Origin of the sequence: Streptomyces sp. NBC_00028 (assembly GCF_045041065.1) — a bacterium.
Classification (GTDB): Bacteria; Actinomycetota; Actinomycetes; order Streptomycetales; family Streptomycetaceae; genus Streptomyces.
This window is the reverse complement of the sequence record NZ_CP108293.1, coordinates 2,297,040-2,314,628: the sequence shown is the minus strand read 5'-3', so window position 1 is coordinate 2,314,628 and position 17,589 is coordinate 2,297,040. Positions and strand designations below refer to the sequence as shown.

At 65.5% G+C, this 17,589-nt stretch carries 12 protein-coding genes and 2 pseudogenes; 5 read left to right on the top strand and 9 right to left on the bottom strand.

The window, feature by feature from the left end; translation table 11 throughout:
- Window positions 1-97 precede the first annotated feature (97 nt).
- From OG885_RS10260 to OG885_RS10250, 3 genes are all read left to right on the top strand, one after another.
- On the top strand, window positions 98-883 hold the full coding sequence (locus tag OG885_RS10260) for a hypothetical protein (protein WP_405729397.1): 786 nt from the start codon (window positions 98-100) through the stop codon (window positions 881-883).
- Window positions 884-993: 110 nt separating this feature from the next.
- Entirely contained in the window at window positions 994-1,374 is a 381-nt protein-coding gene (locus OG885_RS10255) for a hypothetical protein (protein WP_405729394.1), read from the top strand.
- Complete coding sequence (locus OG885_RS10250; protein WP_405729391.1) at window positions 1,371-3,878, top strand: hypothetical protein; 2,508 nt, start codon at window positions 1,371-1,373, stop codon at window positions 3,876-3,878. Before OG885_RS10255 ends, OG885_RS10250 begins: the two co-directional genes overlap by 4 nt.
- Before the next feature lie 211 nt (window positions 3,879-4,089).
- On the opposite strand, the gene OG885_RS10245 is transcribed toward OG885_RS10250, so the two are convergent.
- The 7 genes and pseudogenes from OG885_RS10245 to OG885_RS10215 all read right to left on the bottom strand — a co-directional run bounded on the left by OG885_RS10245 (window position 4,090) and on the right by OG885_RS10215 (window position 11,913).
- A complete protein-coding gene (locus tag OG885_RS10245) occupies window positions 4,090-5,571 on the bottom strand; it encodes a UvrD-helicase domain-containing protein (RefSeq protein ID WP_405729388.1) in 1,482 nt (493 codons plus the stop codon).
- Window positions 5,564-7,774: an ATP-dependent nuclease gene (locus tag OG885_RS10240; RefSeq protein WP_405729385.1), complete on the bottom strand. Its 2,211-nt coding sequence runs from the start codon at window positions 7,772-7,774 to the stop codon at window positions 5,564-5,566. Before OG885_RS10240 ends, OG885_RS10245 begins: the two co-directional genes overlap by 8 nt.
- Window positions 7,775-7,952: 178 nt before the next feature.
- Window positions 7,953-9,176: a hypothetical protein gene (locus OG885_RS10235; protein WP_405729383.1), complete on the bottom strand. Its 1,224-nt coding sequence runs from the start codon at window positions 9,174-9,176 to the stop codon at window positions 7,953-7,955.
- A gap of 39 nt (window positions 9,177-9,215) precedes the next feature.
- Window positions 9,216-9,710: a hypothetical protein gene (locus OG885_RS10230; protein ID WP_405729380.1), complete on the bottom strand. Its 495-nt coding sequence runs from the start codon at window positions 9,708-9,710 to the stop codon at window positions 9,216-9,218.
- A 292-nt stretch (window positions 9,711-10,002) separates the two neighbouring features.
- Window positions 10,003-10,199 (bottom strand): annotated as a pseudogene (locus OG885_RS10225) (IS5/IS1182 family transposase); the annotation flags it as partial.
- A 180-nt stretch (window positions 10,200-10,379) separates the two neighbouring features.
- Window positions 10,380-10,655 carry a helix-turn-helix transcriptional regulator gene (locus OG885_RS10220; RefSeq protein ID WP_405729377.1) on the bottom strand — a complete coding sequence of 92 codons (276 nt, stop codon included), beginning with the start codon at window positions 10,653-10,655 and terminating at the stop codon, window positions 10,380-10,382.
- 431 nt (window positions 10,656-11,086) lie between these two features.
- A protein-coding gene (locus OG885_RS10215; protein WP_405729374.1) for an IS5 family transposase occupies window positions 11,087-11,913 on the bottom strand; the annotation gives its coding sequence in 2 pieces (ribosomal slippage) (window positions 11,087-11,553 and window positions 11,553-11,913; 828 coding nt in all).
- A 148-nt stretch (window positions 11,914-12,061) separates the two neighbouring features.
- On the opposite strand from OG885_RS10215, the pseudogene OG885_RS10210 reads away from it, so the two are divergent.
- Window positions 12,062-12,188 (top strand): annotated as a pseudogene (locus OG885_RS10210) (superoxide dismutase); the annotation flags it as partial.
- Between the two features lie 698 nt (window positions 12,189-12,886).
- On the top strand, window positions 12,887-13,777 hold the full coding sequence (locus tag OG885_RS10205) for a transporter (protein ID WP_405729371.1): 891 nt from the start codon (window positions 12,887-12,889) through the stop codon (window positions 13,775-13,777).
- Window positions 13,778-14,013: 236 nt separating this feature from the next.
- Here OG885_RS10205 and OG885_RS10200 read toward each other — a convergent pair whose 3' ends face one another.
- A complete protein-coding gene (locus tag OG885_RS10200) occupies window positions 14,014-15,108 on the bottom strand; it encodes a hypothetical protein (protein WP_405729368.1) in 1,095 nt (364 codons plus the stop codon).
- A 467-nt stretch (window positions 15,109-15,575) separates the two neighbouring features.
- Window positions 15,576-17,480 (bottom strand): hypothetical protein, encoded by a 1,905-nt coding sequence (locus OG885_RS10195; RefSeq protein ID WP_405729365.1) that lies wholly within the window; start codon window positions 17,478-17,480, stop codon window positions 15,576-15,578.
- Window positions 17,481-17,589 lie beyond the last annotated feature (109 nt).

Sequence of the window (17,589 nt, the reverse complement as noted above, 5' to 3'; positions counted from 1 at the left end):
GCTCGGCGGACGCCATACGCTGGCCGCGCGTACGCACAGTCAGCCCTTTTGCTGCCAGTGTGCGGGGGCCGTACAGCAGGTAGGGAGAGATGTGGTCGTGTCGGAGTTGAACTCTGTCCCATCGGCTGGGGCCATGGGCGATCGGGCAATCGCAGTCGGCGGCGACGTAGAGATTGCCGTGACTGGCGACAACAACATCATCCATCAGTATCTGATTCTGGGTGGTGGAGGCGGCCCGGCGGGTTCGATGCCTACAGCCGAGGAGACTGGAGCCTTTCCCGCCGCCAAGGTCAAGGTCGTCGTTCCTGTGCTGATCGGCCTGGTCAACTGGGTCGGGCAGGTTGTCTCGATGCATCCCGGTCGGCGTCTGGTGCAGTCCTACGTGGAACAGGCACTGCACCAGGTTGGCGCTCAGGGGCTGGTGGCCTACGGAGAGGAACAGGACAGCGGCGAGAACCTGCTTCTGTTCACCGGGGCAGCGGACATGCGCACGTTGGGAGCCTTCCTGCTGTCCGAACTGGATCTCATGATGGCTGCGGACTGGGCCAATGCCACGCGCAAGGATGGCTATCTCCTGCCGCAGTTGCGGCTTGTTCTGCATGCGGGATTCGGTGAATACGACGGTTCCCGCATCTCCAGCCCGTCCTTCGTGAACACCATCCGGGCTCATGCAGAGACAACAGCTCTCCACGATGCGTATGCGGGAGACGCGGTCGGTGTGGTGGCACTGGTTACGAACGAGGCTTATGACGCCGAGATCTACGAAGACCACTGCGGGAGTGGCCAGCGCTGGATTCCGTTCTCCCAGTCCGTAGCCGGTGCGAGCCCGCTGGGCTTCTGGGCACGTGGTGCACTGGGCGACGCGGAATCCGCAGCAGACTGAAAACGCACGCCCCTAGTACTTCACCGTCCTTCGGTTAGGGTGCCGCAAGACAAGGACGAGCAGGAGGCGTTGTCGTGATGACCGGCTGGCGCAGGGGCATGGTGTGGGCCGTGGCAGCAGCAGCCGGCCTCACTTGTGCAGGAGTGACGCTGTTGCTGTGGTTGAAGGATCTCAGCACGGCAGGCATCGCGGCGGGCCTGGCCGCCGATACCGTCACGCTTGTCATGACGGTGTTCACTGTGCGCGCTCTGGTGCTCCAATCCACCCAGACCACCAGCCAGGCCACCGCGTCGGGAGCGGGGTCCATCGCCGCCGGCGGCAGTATCGGTACGGCCGTGACGGGCAGCAACAATCAGCGCACCGGGGGTATCCCAACTCCTGCGCCTGGATCGCCAGCACCGGGTGGCCGGACGGAAGCATCCGGTACCAAGTCGGTGGCCGCGGGCGGCTCCATCGGAGAGGCAGTCACGGGCGACGGCAACAGCACATGACCGTCAACTGGTGGCAGCGCCTCAGCATCAGGCGGCACAAAACATCGTCTCACCGCGCACAGGATGGGCCCATTGTGCCCGGGACGGTGTCGGCTCCGGGCGACGGAGCGATTGCCATCGGCGGCTCCGCCGAAACCGTCGTAGGTGGCCACGGCAACACCGTTGTCGTGCTCCACGCCGGGACCGGTGAACAAGTCGTGGGCGCGGCCTCCTTGGACGACCTTGACGCCAGCTGCAGGACCCGCATGGTGGAACGCTGGCACGCGGCTGGTGTATCGGCCGCGGTCGCGGCCGAACTCGCCGACACTCCTCAGGTGGGAGCCTTGCCGGATGCGGTGACTGCATTGCCGGAACACGGAGTGGTCGTCTTGGAGGGCGTGTTCGGGGCGGGGAAGTCGCTCGCCGCTGAACGCCAGCACCAGCGTGACATCGCTGCGGCACGCGCTGACGCGCAAGCCCCCATTCCTGTCCGTCTTGCCGCGCAAGACGTCCAGGGCAGCCTGATCGACGCGGCCACCCGCACCGCAGGCGTCCTCGGGGATCCTGCCGTGCGTGGGGTACGGCTGATCGTGGACGGGCTGGAAGAGCCCGGGCCGATCCGCGGCAAGGAACTGCTGGATCAGGCATGCAGTTGGACGCTTTCTCCGGCAGGTGCGCGGTGGCGCATCCTGGCCACGGCCCGTCCGGGTCTGGAGGTGGACGAGAAGCTGCGCAGGCCGATGCCGGAGTTGTCAGCAGACGAAGCGGCCGCGCTGATGGACCGGCTCGGCGGTAACGGCACTGCGGTGCACAGCCAATCCGGCATGGTGCGCAGTGTGCTGCGCCAGCCGTTGTTCGTCATCATCGCAGCCCAGATTCAGCATGATCATGAGCGTCTGCCGAACAGTCCGGTGGCCTTCCTGGACGCGTTGGTCACCCGGGCTCTGCGCGATGTCGAAAGCGTCAAGGAAGAACGCGCCGAGCGGCTGCTGCGGCGACTCGCCGCAGTGTGTGTCAGCGCTGGAGGAGTGGGGGCGGCTGCGGATGTGGGCAGCCCCGGCGAAGTACAAGTGCTTCTGGACACCCGGCTGGTGGTGCGCCGCGGAGACCGTCATCTGGCCTTCGCTTTGCCCGTGCTCGAACAGTACTTCGCCGGTCAGGCATTGCTGGCCAACGGAGTGCTGACGGAGGTGGTGCAGAGCGTGGAGCTGCTGGACCGCTGGCGCTACGGGCTGGCGATGGCAATTGCCTCCTCTGGCTGGGAGGCAGCCCGTACGGTGCTGGATCCGCTGCTGCGTGCCCATCCCGGCGTCGTGGTCTGGGCCGTTCACGAGGCTATCCCGCAGGCTGAGTTCGAGGAGGAGGGTCCTTGGCCGGATCTACCGGCGGACGTGGTAAGCCAGCGCCTACAGGAGACCCTCGATGCCTGGCAGGCAGCGCTCAGCCCAGCAGGAGACCGCATCTTTTTCTCCATGGGAAGGAACGACGCGGTCACCGTCGATGCGTTCCTTGAGGGAAACAGGCTGGGACTGCACATCCTGCGACGCGACGGTGACCACACCCCGGGGCTCGCAATCCCCGCTGCCCAGCGATGGACAGAACCGCGGGGTGTGCGCCCTGTGACGGCGCTGTTCGGAGCCGCCGCAGTGGAGTATGCCGCCTGGCCCTGGCAGAAGACGCTGAAGCTGGTTGCCTCACGCCTGCACACCATGTGTGCCCGCAAGGACTTCGACCTGGCCGACTGCGACGCCTACACCAAGGAGCGCCTGTGGCTGGCGGCCGCGGATCTCATGAGACTACCCTCTCGTCGTTTCACCCCGCTGCGCGCCGAAGACGTGCACCAGCTACTGCACCACCACCTCTACGGCGAGCCGGGGAGTCTGCCGGTGAGGAGCGGCTTCGGCACACGGTTCACCGGTTATCAGGCGGAGCTGGTGCGCATTGAGGAGGAACTCGCCAGGGGCCGCTGGGCTGACGCCGACGGTCTGCTGCATTCCCCGTATGCCGTTCCCGACCATGAACTCATCCGCCCGAGGTACTGGGTCTGGGACGCTTACAGCCCAGAGCGGCTCAGGCTGCGCACCGAGCAAATCCTCACCGCCGCAGTAGAGATCTACACTGCACTCGTCGACACGTGGTTCCCTCACCTAAAGCCCGTACTCGGCCTGGCCAGCGCCCTCCCCGTCGCACTGACCGGCGAGCTGTACACGTCTCCGCCCGGCGGCAAAGACACGTACGAGCCGCCCGGCTTGAGGCTTTCCCTCTACCCCTCGCCCAGCAGCTCGGTCACCGTCCGGCTCGTCCTGTCAGAGGACGCCCTGTACGAACCCGTGCCTGCAACTGCACGCGGATCCCGTCCGACGAGGTCCCCGTGGGCGCGCCCGAGTACGCCGGTCCTGAGCGAACCGGAAATCTTCGGCGACGCCCCCGCGACCGACTACGCCTACGCCTGGCTCCACGAAGACCTCCACCGCCTCCACCTCACCGAGCGTGGGCCGCGAACCATGCACACGGGTCTCCCATAGAGCACTGTGCATCGTGAAGTTGCTGGTTGCGGGTCTGGTGGGCGCGGGTTTCGTGCTGGTCGTGGGTGGATGACTTCGGTGATGAATGTCGGTCACCGGGACACTTCGCGGTTCGTGAGGAGGCGCGGGGCCCTGACCAGGGCGGCGTCGGGGCGGTGCGGACTTTGCCGAGCATGCGCCAGTTTTTGACGTGGCGAAGCCGTGCACTGCGTCAGGCGAGGGCGAAGGTGTTGAGGCGGGCGCGTGTGAGCCCGACGTACAGCGCACGATGGTCCTCTTGTGCAGGGTCGAGGCCGTTCGCCAGGGCCGCAACTTCCGCAGGGTTCAGCTTGATGCCTACCGTGTTCCACTCTCGTCCCTTGGACTGGTGGTAGGTGAGACCGGGTATCAACTGAGAGTCTGTAAGCCGGAGCTGTAGAAGATGCAGTGCACTGACCGGTTTGCGGGTGAGCTCCGCAGCAGAAATCGTCGGAATTCGGTCCGTCAGGCTTGCTATGAGTCGTTGCCACACCGGCGCGGGCTGGTGGCCATCTTTGAGGTCGGCGACGGCGGCCTGCAGGCAGGGGCGGGCCATTACGGCTAACGCCTCCTTGTCCAGCCCGAGCGTCACTAGAGCATCGTGCAGAAATGTTGCCTGCATGCCCAGAGCATTCTGCGTGATCTCATTGAGGAGCAGTGTGCAGATCGCGTCTTGAACCTGACCCACACCAGGCTTGATGGCGAGGGGCAAGACAAGGGGATCGCACCCCCACAGCTGTTTCCATTTGTGGGCGAGGACCACATCTGCTTCACCGGCAGATCCCTCCAGCAGCCTGACGGGCACGCGTCGGCGCAACTGCCGCGTCATCCATGACTGCCTGTCATTTTCCCAGCGAAAGGAGACGCCCAAGTGGTGCGTGGTGAAGCGGTTTTCACTTATGTACTGTTCCATTGCGGTGGGGCGGGCGCCTCTGAACTGGTAAAGGGCCTGCCACGGATCGCCGACCAGCGTGAGCGAGCTCGACGCTGACGCAGCGAGTGAGAAGATGTCCCGGTCCAGGTCGTTGGCATCGAACACTTCATCAACCGTCAACGAGCGCACTGAGGTCTCGAAGTACGAAACGAGTGCCTGGCGTGCCGAAGCGGTGGTGAGGGCTCCCTGAAGAACCTCGCGTACGTTGTCATGCGTGCATGTGCCGGCCAAGATGGCTCCCTTGAAGTGCAGAGCCGAGGGGTGGCTTGCTGGCCTGTGCTCGTGAAAAGTTCTTATGACGATGTGACCGTTATCGACCTGGAGGACGGGCTTTATGCGGCTGCGCTGAATGGGGAGGATGGTCCGCCAGGAGTCCATCACCTCAAGTTCCCTGCGTCCTCCCGGCCAGTGCAGAACGTCTTCATCGAGCAGATGGAAGAGAAGATCGCACAGAAGGGTGTCCAGGGTCACGATGCGGTGAGGCCAGCGCAGTGATGCTGAACCCCATTGCCGAAAGACGCGTGCGCGCAACTCCTCGGTCGCTGATCTCGTAAAGCTGACCGCTACGACCGCGCGGGGGTCAGAGAGGGCAGAGAAGCGGTGCAAGCCGAATCGCAGTGCCGAAACCGTGGTCTTGCCGGATCCGGGTGCAGCTTGGACGTAGACGCGGCTGTCTGGGCAACCGCTAGCGGTCAGCTGTTGGGATGTCAGTGCACCCAGCCCAGCGTTTGATTTAGGCATTGTCCTGTCCCTGCGGCCAGGCTCCGGGTGTCGCGTGAGTGGGCCAGCCTCCCGGTCGGTGCTCCGGCGTATGGTTCTGCCGGCTCGGATGCGGGCGCGGAAGGTCGCCCCAGTTCTGTGTTCCGTCCGCTTCGCCTGCCGCATCCTCGGAATCGAACTCATGCTCTACCTCTTCAGGCTCGTCTTCGGGCCAGTACGCGGGGTCATCGAGTTCGTCGTCCCAGACGATGACGCCTGGCAATCTGTCCCAGATGTTGTCGGGAGCCAGCCACTCAGGTGGTTCCATGGCGGCTTCATCGGACGCCAGGCCGCTGGAGGAAGCCGGCGCGTCCGGATAGAGGAAGTCGAAAAGGTCAGCGAGGTGCTGAGGGACCGTCACAAGAGAGAAACCGTCGTTCGCCTCGTGGTCGATGTCGTTGGCTTCCCGGAGCGCCGCGGCGAGGGAAAGGGCGAACTCGGCCTTACGGCGCGCACCCCGGCCCTCTCGGACTACTTCCCCGCCGTTCTTTCCCGAGCTTCGGCTGGCGAAGTAGGAGCGGACACTATCGGCGGTGATTTCGACCAGTGGATGTCTTGGGTCTACCTCTCGTTGGGCTTCCGCGACAAGGCCCTCATTACCCGGAGTGATTGCCGGCTCGAGGGTGGGATGACTGATGAACACGCGGACGACGGAGGGATCATGCTCTGCGGCCCACTGAGGCACGTCGCGCGCGTCGTCGAAGGGAAGGTCGCTGTCGCTGTCACGGAGGATGGCCAGCTTCGTGCACAGCTCCTTGCCAGGTGTCGCGAGGAGACGGGCGGCCCACGGGCCGACTTTGGTACCCATCGGGATGATGCTGAGAGCATCAACGAAGGCTTGCTTGGCTTCGTCGTCACCTGCCCAGGCGCGGCCGAACTCCCGCACCACTGCGCCCTCGGTGACTCCTTCCACTAGGAGCAGGCGTTCGGCGAAGAGAGCTGATGAACGACTGGCGTCCAGGTGCAGTCTGGTCATGCGAAGCGTGGCATCGCGATGCTGGTCCGGGACCACGTCCTTGACGCAGCGGCTCACACTGCCATGCTCGGCGCGACGCACGACGACGAGCTCCGTGGGATCGCACGCTGTAATGATGTCAGTCGCATGACTGGTGAGAATCACCTGTAGTTCAGGGCGCGCCTTGACCGTTCTGCGCAGGTACCGGACCAACGAGTGCTGCAGTTGAGGGTGGAGATGGGCTTCAGGCTCCTCGATGATGACCGTCGCATGAAACGGGGTCGTGGAGAAGAAGGAGTCTTCCTCGGAGGCAGCCTCAGCATGTGCTTGAGCCAAGTTGTCGAATGCTTGCTGCGCCTGCTCCTCCTCGGAGAAGGCTGCGTCATCGCCACTCTCCGAGAGGTGCGTCGAGGAGGGAGGTAACTCTGTTGAATCAGGTATCGCAGCCAACGTCACAGCAATGTGGAGCAGGTTGACGTACCCAAGGCCCGAGACTTCCAGAGGACGGGCTGCCGAGCGGCCTTCGATGACGGCGAGCATGATCTCCAGGACGCGGGCGAGATAGGTGTCGTCAATGACCTGGCCGCGCACGTAGGGCCATTGGGTGCTCACGCCGGCCGACAGCCTGCCCAGCTGCTCACCAATGCGGGCCTCAACGGCGTCGATCAGGCTGTCCTTGGCTAGGTCCTCCAACAGCCGGGAGGCACGGGCCCGCAGAGCCACCAAGTTGCGGCTGCCATAGAGTTCCTGCTGCCGCGCCCGGAGCAGCTCTACCAAGATGCGCACCTCACGGCGCGCCAGTTCGTCTAGTGGGTGGCGCCAAGCGGGCAAGTAGATCAACTTGAACTGATCGATCTTCCGAGCCAGCCCGTGACTGTTCGTCAGGCGTGAGGTGACTGTTCCCAGTTGCCGGTGCAGGGAGACACTCCAGGATTCAGCCTCGCCACCGAGCCGCCGGTGCCCGGCGGTGTGAATCTCGCGCCCCAAGCGTCCTTCGGCCTGGATGTCGTCGGCAAGGCTGTACGTGATGTCTATGCTGCGCTCGACACCGGTATCAGGGGATGCCAGCACGGCTGAAGTCGGCCTTGGGAGCACCGGAAACCGGCTTCCTGGGTGCGCGAGATAGAGCGCGTCGGTGAGGGTGGTCTTTCCTGCACCGTTCGGCCCGATCAGCACACTGAACCTGCCAGGAAGGTCGCAGCTCATTGGCGTCTCTGCGCTGGCGCGCATGCCGCTCACCTTGACGCGACTCAGATACATGGCAGGCCCCCGATCGACTCCGTCACTCGTCAACATCATCGCTCAGCTGCGCGCCGCACCCTCATCGGGTTTCCTGGCGGGGGAATTCGTTGTGGGGCCGAGATCAACGGCAGCGGTCGACGAGTGCGGACAGCAGTGGCCGGAGGGCTCACGGCTCGTGCCTTCTCCGGCACGAGAAGTGCTCGGGCAACCCTTCTGGACCTGGAAGGCTTGCGGGTTGGCCACAGCCGTAACGACAGAGCGGGATAACTTGACCCATCGCGTCGACCGGAACGCTCACAGCCTCGGCTTCCCTTGGGCGGGACTCAAGGACAATCGAGCGGCTGCCCCGATTCTGCTTCGGTTCAGACCGTACTTCCGAAGCTGACCGGTCCTCGGTACATCTGTCGTGTCGGTCGCCCTGCCGTATGGATGGCTGGCGCTCCTTGTTGTCCAGGGCTGGCCCGTTCGCCTCGAGGTACTTCTGCCACTGCTGCGCAGGGAGCCAACCGTGGTGACCGCTCCGCTGGAATGGGACCCGCTCACCGGCGGCTGCCTCCACGATGAACCGGGTGAGAGTGATGCCGCCTTCCCCTGTGAAGGTGCTCGACTGGTGGGCGGGCACGAGGACGCGATGCCAGCCGCCGCAGTACCCGGTATCTGTGGGGTTCTCCGGGTCGTAAGGCTTCTCGGGGCATCGGGTGAGCGCGCCGCTCTGGTTGCACTGGCCTTCCTCCAGGACGAAGTTGCCATCCTGGATCGATATGGGGTTCTTCTGCACGCGGATCACGGAGGCCGGCAGGTTAGGCGTGCGGACGTAGGGAACGGTGCCAATGCCTGCGTGGTCAGGGTCGGCGAAGTCCCAGACCGATTGGATCCCGGCGCGGCGCCGGGTCCCCTCCCGCGCACGCATTCCGCGCGCGGTCTGGGTGCTCAGCTGGGGTTCGTAGCCCAGGACGATGCCGTTGGCGCCATTGATGCGTACGTCGAGGCGTGCGTGTCCGTCGGCGGTCTGCGACTCGATGTCTGCGTGGAATCCGTGATCTTCGGAATCCTTCGCGACGCGTTCCTTGCGGGCAAGGTGTTCGTCGGACTCGTGGCTGATGGGCTTGTCTCCGGGTTTCCGGTAGTGGGAGGCAAGCCATACGCCGTCACGCTGGACGAGGTACATAGGGACACGTCGGCCCCGAAGGTCACGGCAGTCGGGACAGATGAGCCCGCGCCTGTCGACGGGCACACGTCCCCGCATGCGCAGTAGCACATTCAGCAGATCCTGACCTTGCGGGACTCCGAGGTCAGGGCGGTCCAGGTCGAGGTTGCGGCCGACCGGTTCGTAGTAGACGGGGTTACGGAAGAGGTCTTCGTCGCTGTCGATCTGTAGGTCGTCGTCCATGAGCGCTCCCCGCAGCCGTCACGAGTAGGACGCACAACGCTACGGGGAGGCTCTGACAATCGGGGCTGGGCTGCGAAGAAGGATGTACTGAGAGACACAGGGGGATCTACAGCGGGTAGGGTCCGCAGGGTGTGCCAGTAGCCGACTGATGGTCTGCTGAAGGGGTGTCAGCATGACCGGGCAGGCAGGCAGGCAGGCGTTTGCGCGGGGCGCGTTGAAATGCTGACGCAGGCGCAGGACTTCGGTGGCCCAGTGGGCGGGAAGGTCTGGTTCGGGTATGCGTTCGCCGCCGAGGCTGAAGCGGACGTGGCGGTAGAGCCAGTGCAGCGAGGCGTCCGAGCTCGCGACGAATGTGGACAGCAGCGGTTCACCGACCGGTGTCTCCTGGTCGACGGCGACCAGGAGTTCACCTTGGTCGTCCGGGTGCAGGTGGGGCAGCCCGCCTGCCATTCGTAGCCTCAGCTCACCCCACGTCAGAAGTGAGCCGCCGCTGCGCGCCGCGTCCTTGAGGACGTCCCGGGCGATGGCGGCCAACTTGTCGATGGTCTCGATCGGCAGACGGTCCGGGGAGACGATGCGGTGGCCTTGGGGCCGGGGACGGCCTTGGCCGGGTCGGCCGTGCGCGGTGCGGCACTACGAGGCGCGCTCAAGGTGCGGGCCTTGAGTTGGCGCTTCCATCGCTTCACCTGCATCTCTTCGAGCGCCGGTAGGCACCGGTCCAATGAGAGGTGCGCAAGCTGAAGTTGCTGGTCACGGGGTGGTGTGCGTGGCATCGGGATGCTCGTGCTGGTCGCTGGCACGTGACTTTGGTGAAGATCGTCGGCCATCGGGCGACTTCGCGGTTCGTGAGGACCAGCAGGGCTCGGACCAGGGCGGTCGCCCAGGTGGGGTTGGTATGTACCTTGTCAAGGACGCGCCAGTTCTTGAGATGGGCGAAGCCGTGCTCGACGGGTGCCCGGACGGCTGCAAGTGCGTGGTGGGCAGCTTCTAGCCTCGCGTCAGGGGCCGGTTCCGGGCCTCTTTTCGAACGGCTGCTCCGGCCAATGCGCGGTCATGTCGTAGATGCCGTCCAGGGCCGTCCATCCTCCAGTTTCGGGATCCTGTGCCGGGAGGGTGTCCACGGGGTCTGGGATTCGCGGGTGACAGCTGACCGCACGACGAAGCCCCGCCGGCTGCTCCGGCGGGGCTTCGTCGTGCGGCTGGTCAGGATGGATTGGTGCTCGTGCTGACGGCTCCGTTGAACTCGGGCTCACCGCTTTCGAGTACGCGGAGGAGCGAGGCGGTGACGACGCGGGCTGTGCGGCCGATCAGCAGCACGCGGCAAGGGAACTCCCCACGACGCACAAGGTCGTAGCCCTTCGATCTCGACATGCCGAACGCCTGGGCAGCGTCCTCGACGCTCGCGGTACCACTCCAGGTGGCACGGATGCGCTCGGGGCTGAATGGCTCGTGCTGCAATTCGCTGTTCTGGCTGGACATTCCTGTCAGCAGTGCCTTTCGGGTTCTGTTGCTTCCGGGGCAGAGGAGAAGCGGTGCACTGCCAATAATCCGAGGGATCACCGGTTTCGGTAACCGGCCATTGACGCCTACCCTGCTCCGCTCGGCGTTGTCTCCACGTGTACCCGATGACGCACCGCGTTGAGTGTGTCGCGATCCTTGAGCCTGCCCCTGCCGGAAAGGGCTCCTGACCTGCAAGTTCGGGTGGTGTGCGTTATGTACATTGTGGGTGTTACGGGCGATATCTTGACGCACGTTTGACGCATGCGGCGCATCTTTGGCGCACGTTCTGACGTGTCGCCAGGTCACTTGGGGTGCAGGTCAGTAGGTATCGAGGGCTGGGATCTGGCCGTGGGCTTTACCGAGACCTTGCCGGGTCAGTAGGAGTTGGGGCCGTGCGGGCTTTAGAACTCCTAACAAAGTGAGAGGTTGACCAGTCGTCGCCAGCAGATGATGCCGCAGGCCAGGCGGAGGAAAGCTTCGTGGATGTCGTCGCGGATCTCCCAGCGGATGCGCAGCCGTCGGAACCAGTGGAGCAGGGCAAAGCTCTGCTCCGCCACCCAGCGGTGCACGCCCAGTCCGGAACCGTGCTCGACGCCACGCCGCGCGATGACCGGAGTGATCCCCAGGGCCCGTACCTGCTTGCGGTACTTGTCGTGGTCGTAGCCGCGGTCGGCGTAGAGCGCGACCGGTCGTTGTCGGGGCCGTCCGCGTCGGCCGCGGACGGGCGGGACGGCCTGGATCAGGGGGATGAGCTGGGTGACGTCGTTACGGTTTCCGCCGGTCAGCGATACCGCCAGCGGGATGCCGTGCCCTTCGGTGATCAGATGATGCTTGGAGCCTGTCCGGGCACGGTCGACCGGGCTCGGTCCTGTTTTGGGCCGCCTTTGAGGGCCCTGACATGCGAGCCGTCGATCACCGCCCTCGACCAGTTCAACGCGCCGGCTGCGTTCAGCTCGGCCAGGAGCGACTCGTGCAACCGCTGCCAGACTCCCGCGTCGTTCCAGTCACGCAGGCGCCGCCAGCAGGTCATGCCAGAGCCGAAGCCCAGCTCCTGGGGCAAGAACTCCCACGGAATACCCGTGTACAGCACGAACAGGATGCCCGACAGCACCTTCCGGTCGTCCAGACGCTTGCGCCCGGGGTGATCCGTGCGGCGCGGTACAACCGGCAGCAACGGCTCGATCCGCTCCCACAGCCCATCCGCCACGATCCACGGCGGCTGCTCACCCCTTCTCATATCCAGGCTAACAACCCATCAGACACCAATATTCCAAGGCAAGTTGCCGCATTTTGTTAGGAGTTCTTAGTGGTGGAGGAAGGGCCGCAGGTCGTCAGGGTGGGGCACGCGTGGAATCAAGGTCGCAGCCGAGTATCCGCGCAGGGCTTGGGCGACTCCGACAGGCGAGGACGGCGAGCCCCCCGACGAGGATGACGTCGGCGAACTCGCGGACGCCATCCCCAAATCCTTCGGCTCGTTCGCGGCTTCAAGCGCAGCTCACTAAGGTATTCGCCGGTGAGCCCGCGGCAATGTCGAGGCCGAAATCGGTCCTCGCAGGCACGGGTGATCACACGGACGCTGAGAGGCGGCCGTCGCCTTACCGGCCGGGACCGCGAGCGTGCGCAGTGACGGTTGGGCAGCAAGATTGTGCGTCAATGTGTAGCGACTGACCTGTCACCACGTCGCTGATCTGGCAAACAGGCAGGTCAGGGAGGGCCCTGGCTAGGGCGGAGTTCTTGGCCCCACCTTGAGGCGACTCGCGCCGGCCCCACCCAAAACGGACACACCCCGGGGCGACTCCGACTGGCTCCGACACTCACCAGGAAGAAGGCTCTGAAGTGGGGCCACGGCAAGCCGCCCTCGAACGCTTGAGTGGAGCCACGCCGGCCCGCCCTGAGGTGGGGCCAAGAACTCCGCCCTAGCCAGGGCCCGGCTCTTCGGAGTCGGGCCCTTAGTTTTTCCCGTGCTGGGATGGTGCTGGGATAGCTGACCCTCGTCACCTGTCATCACCCCTGCTCATCCCTACCGTGCTGGGATCGTGCTGGGATGGGACGAGAACGCCCGTGCTGGAGTTCGGACAGTGATCTGCCAGGTGCGCGGGGCGGGTGCTTAGAGGCTCCTTCTGCACGCTTTCTTCACGGCTTCGTGGCCCTCTGCGGAAACAAATCTGTACCCACCCGACGTTGTCGATCTCCTAGCCGAGGAGGGGAAGGTGTCGGGCCTGAAGCTGTTCCACACGACGAACAGCGGCGTGACGGAGGTCATGCCGCGTCTTGCTGCGGTCGAGGCGGATGTGCAGGATCTCGTCGAGGCGCACATGGAGACGATGCTGGGCGTTACGTTCCTCGCGAGCGAGTACGTGATCGACTGTGTCGACGGCGGGCGTATCGACTCGCTCGGGCTGGACGAGAACGGCGCTCCTGTGATCGTGGAGTACAAGCGCGGCACGGACGCCGGTGTCATCAACCAGGGCCTCTTTTACATGGCCTGGCTGATGAGCCACAAGGACGCCTTCCGGAGTCTGGTCCGCGACCGGCTCGGGGTGACGGCCGCGTCCCAGATCCTGTGGAGCGCACCGCGGCTGATCTGCGTGGCCGGTGACTTCACCCGCTATGACGCGCACGCTGTACGCGAGCACCGGCGCTCGATCGACCTGGTCCGCTACCGGTACTTCGGCAGCGACCACATTGGTCTTGAGACCGTGACTTCGGTCACCGGGCACGCGGCCGAGGCCCAGCGGGTACGCCGCAGCGCGGCCGGGGCGCCGCCGGTTCGGCGGCAGGGCGGCGCGATGGCTGAGTTGGCTTCGGCGGTCGACGAGGTCCTCGTCGGCCTGGGTGACGGTGTCACCCGGGTGCAGCGCAAGCAGTACCGCGCCTATCAGCGGCTGCGGAACTTCGCCTGCCTCATCCCGCCCCAGCAGACCAAGGTGCTGGTCTACCTGAAAGCGGACCCGACGGCGGTGGACCTGGTGTCCGGGTTCACCCGGGACGTGACCTTGCTCGGCCACCATGGCACGGGAGACCTGGAGGTCCAGCTGCGCACCGAGCGGGACCTGGAGCGCGCCCAGGACCTGTTCCGGCTGAGCTACGCCTCGGCGTGACGGAGCAGGAAGGGGCATTGCGTCTAGCGTGGCGGCGGCGTGATGGATCGTCGCAGTGCTGCCTTTCGACGGGCGGTCAGGAAGCGGCGGTGGAGCTACAAGTATTCGGCGGATCCCCGGTTTCGGTAACCGGGGATCCGCCGCTATATTGCCGCCGCCTTCCCAAGGTGCTCTGAATGGGCTGCTACATCTGACAGGCGTCAGGTCCCATCCCCGGGAACAGACCGCTTGACGTTTCACACCCATGGTCTGGCGTGGCCCCACTGGGTGGAAGGGCAGTTGGCGGGGGATGACGGCACCTCGCTCTTACGCGGCGTCGAGGTTGCAGAAGCCGGCGAGGACGCTCGGGGACAGGCTGCTCGTAAATCCCGAGCGGGGCATGCGGCGGACGATGGCCCGCCAGAGCTCGGGCGCAAGGCGGGAGGCCGCTCCACCGTGGCCCGGAGATCGAGCATGGCTGTCTTACCGACGTCTTCGAGGACGAACTGCTGGTCCCTTCCGTAGTTTTCGTCGGTGTCGCCGCGGAACCTCTTGAGTACGAGGGGCAGTCCGCACACGGGGTCCAGCAGAGCTGCAACGATGTTGTGCGGCCCCGGCCCCTGCTCGCGGGCGTGCGAGGACCGCAGCACCAGGCGTGCCACGTCGAAGGCCGCGCCGCGGTAGCCGTCGGCCAGGAACGTGTTGGCGACGGTGTGCAGGAGCGCGGCGCGACGGAGCAGGCCGCTGCCCAGCCAGGCTCCGCGTTCCGTCACCTGCACGTAGTGGTCGTCGGGGTCTTCCCATCGAGCGTGGTGTTCACGCTCTGTAATGGTCCAGGCGCGCGGCGAGGAGCGCCAGCACAGGTCCATGCTGTCCGGGTCGATCCAGTTAGAGAGCGTACGTTCCTCGGCGCTGCGCCAGAGGGTGGACGGCAGTCCGGTCAGCCGCAGCCGGGCGGACTCACCCAGGACCTGCAGTTCGATCGCGGTCCGATGCCGTCGAGTGATGCGCAGGCCGGGTACACCCTGCACCTCCTTGTGGGCGGGGGCGTAGGAGGGCAGGAGGTTGAAGAGGATTTCAACCGCTCGTTCTTCGCTCTCGATGCCGAGGGTGATGACGTCGGGCTGGGGTTGCACTGCGGTGATACCCAGAGGGAAGCGGGTGTAGAGGTTGCGGAACTCCAGGAGCCCGACCAGCACGCGGGCTTCTAGGAGCTGTTGGGCCGGCGAGGCGGCCCCTGGAATGGGGGATTGGCTGTTTTGAAGGCCATCGACTGCCCGGCGGGCCTGCTGGACGGTCTCGCCCGTGTAGAGGCGTCGGAGCAGGGACACGTCGTGGTGCTGTGCGCTCATGGGTCTCCTGCACGTCTCGGCCCAGGACGTACGGAATCGAGATCCGTGGGGTGCGTGGGATTCGTTGGATGACCGGTTCACCCGAGCGTGGAGGAACAGGGCCGAGAGCGTCTCCGGGGAGCGGTGGTCACGCCGCAGACGCATCATAGATCGCGTGTCGGCGCAGGGTAGGCAAGTTGGCGGACTTCCGACCTCATGGCCACCCGAATGGGGGTAGAAACCCCTGGGTCGGCACACTCGGGCGTTGCCGACCTGTCAGCGCCTCAACCGCCTGGGTGTCGGCGGGCGTTGGTGAATGGCCGATCCGTCGGGGCGTGTGCGAGGTCAGCAGGTACATAGACTGCGCCCTCGAACACGCTGCCGCCGGCCGTCAGATGAATGTGGTGGGTGGGATTGTTGCGCCGCGAGGTTCAGTGGACGGAGTCGCACGTCCCGCTCGTGACGCACGAGGCGAGGGTGACCTGGCTCTAACTCCAGGGATCCGCCGACGGGATCATGCACGGTTCAGCCGCTCGCAGGGCTAGGCGAATCGGCGTGCACGCCCTCACGTATGCCGCCCGGGCGGCGTCGTCGACAGCGTCCAGCACGGTAGGGGACGGGTCTCCGGGGGCCACCTCGGGATCTTCGGGCAGGCGGGAGAGAACTGGGATCCCGAACCGCGCGAGCTCTGCTTCCACCTGCGCGGTGAAGTCCGGTGACGGGGTGCGGCCGGTGGTGGGGGAGGGCTGGCGCAGGACGAGGCCGGACATGGGGATGCGGTCCAGGGGAATCCCGGTGAGGTGTTGCTGGCGCCAGGCCATGGCCGATGCGGCTGGGGTGACGGCCACTTCGTGGTGCTCGGTGACGCCGTTGCGTGCCTGCGCGGTCACGAAGCTTTCGGGGTATCCGGAGGAATCGACCACGATGAAGTGGCTGTCCACTGATCGTTCGATGTAGGGGCCCATACCGAGGGTGTCGTTGCAGTCCACAAAGATGGTCCAGTCGAAATGCGCGCGTGCCTGCTGGAGCAGGGCGCCAACGTCCGGACGGGAACCGCACATCGTGTGGGTGGAGAGCGCGCCGCCGCCGGGAACCAGTCTGCCCCTGCGCCAGGGCAGGGATGGAACAAAGGTCGGGCGGTCCGGGATGGACCATCCGAACACGTCATGCTCGTACAGGCGGCGCACCTCACGGTCCGCGTCGAAGGAGTGGGTCACGACGAGGACCGTGCAGCCGTCCAAGGCCCACGCCGCACCGATTTTCATGGCCATACCCGTCAGTTCCCACTGGCTTCTGCTGAGTCGAGGAGCTAGCAGCTGGGTGGAGCGGCCTTTCGTCGGCTTGTTGTCGTCGGAGCCCCGGGTGCGTTGGGAACAGTGGCGCTCGGCGGGTGAGGTGTGAGGAAGGCTGCCGTGGCTGGGGAAGGCGGTCTCGTCGAGTGCGGTGAAATGGCGTGGCCGCTGCGGCACTGGCGGTACCGGGGTGCTCGCTGCAACGGTTTCCACCCGCAGGAGGCCGCGCCAGCCGCTCGTGCGGTCGGCCGGAGCGGTGAACTCCATGACACAGCGGTCACCGTCACAGTGGTGGCCTTCCCCATCGGTGACCAGACCTGGCCCGGCCACGGGGTCGCTGAGAATCGCGGCGAGCCGGTCGTCATGGAGGGAGACGTCCTGGTGGACCTCGCGCACGATGTGCCAGTCCAGGCCATGGTCCGCGGATGTGGCCGACACTTTCAGACTTGCGTGGCCGGACAGCCGGTCCCATAGGCGGATCCGGCGTAGCAGGGCGCTGGGCAGCGCGACCGCTGGTCGGTGGTCGTCGATGATCGTCCGGGGCTGGGGCTTGCGGCGCCGACCCCCAGTGCGGAGCTTCTCGGGCGGAAGCGCGTCGGGGGCAGTGGTCCACAGGGGTACACGCCGCTGCGCAGAAAGGGAAGCTTCGTACGTGGAGAGGAGTCCTTCGAGATGGTCGGACCGGTCCAGTGTAGTGAGAGCGATGACGCCTTCGGCTGGGTGACGTGCGAACGCGATCTCGATGCTGCTGCCGACCGTACGCGCCCACAGCCCGGGAGTGCCATGAATCGTCCGCTGGCCCCGTTCACGGTAGGGGAGCATCTCCAGGGCGGGACGCACCAAGTCGGAGTGCTCGAAACGGATGTCCAGGCGGCTCGATGTCGGAACGACTTCGGCGATCCCGAGTGGGAAGCGGCTGGAGCGCTGCGGGTTGCCGATATGCTGCAACAGGACCGATTCCAGAAGCAGTTGGGTGTCCGTGCCGCTCGGAATGAGCGTCCTCCAGCTCGGCATTTCCTTGACGCGCAGCCGTACGGCACGCAGGGATTCACCCGTCAGCTGCTGCCTGGCGGCGGCGACTTGCTCCTCGATCAACATCATGCTCCTTCTGGTACGTGCCCCGACCTGGCACAGAAGGCTCATGAAAGCGTTCGACGAAGTGGTTGATCCTTAGATCGTCGGAGAGGGTTGTCCGGCAGTGCCAGGGTCG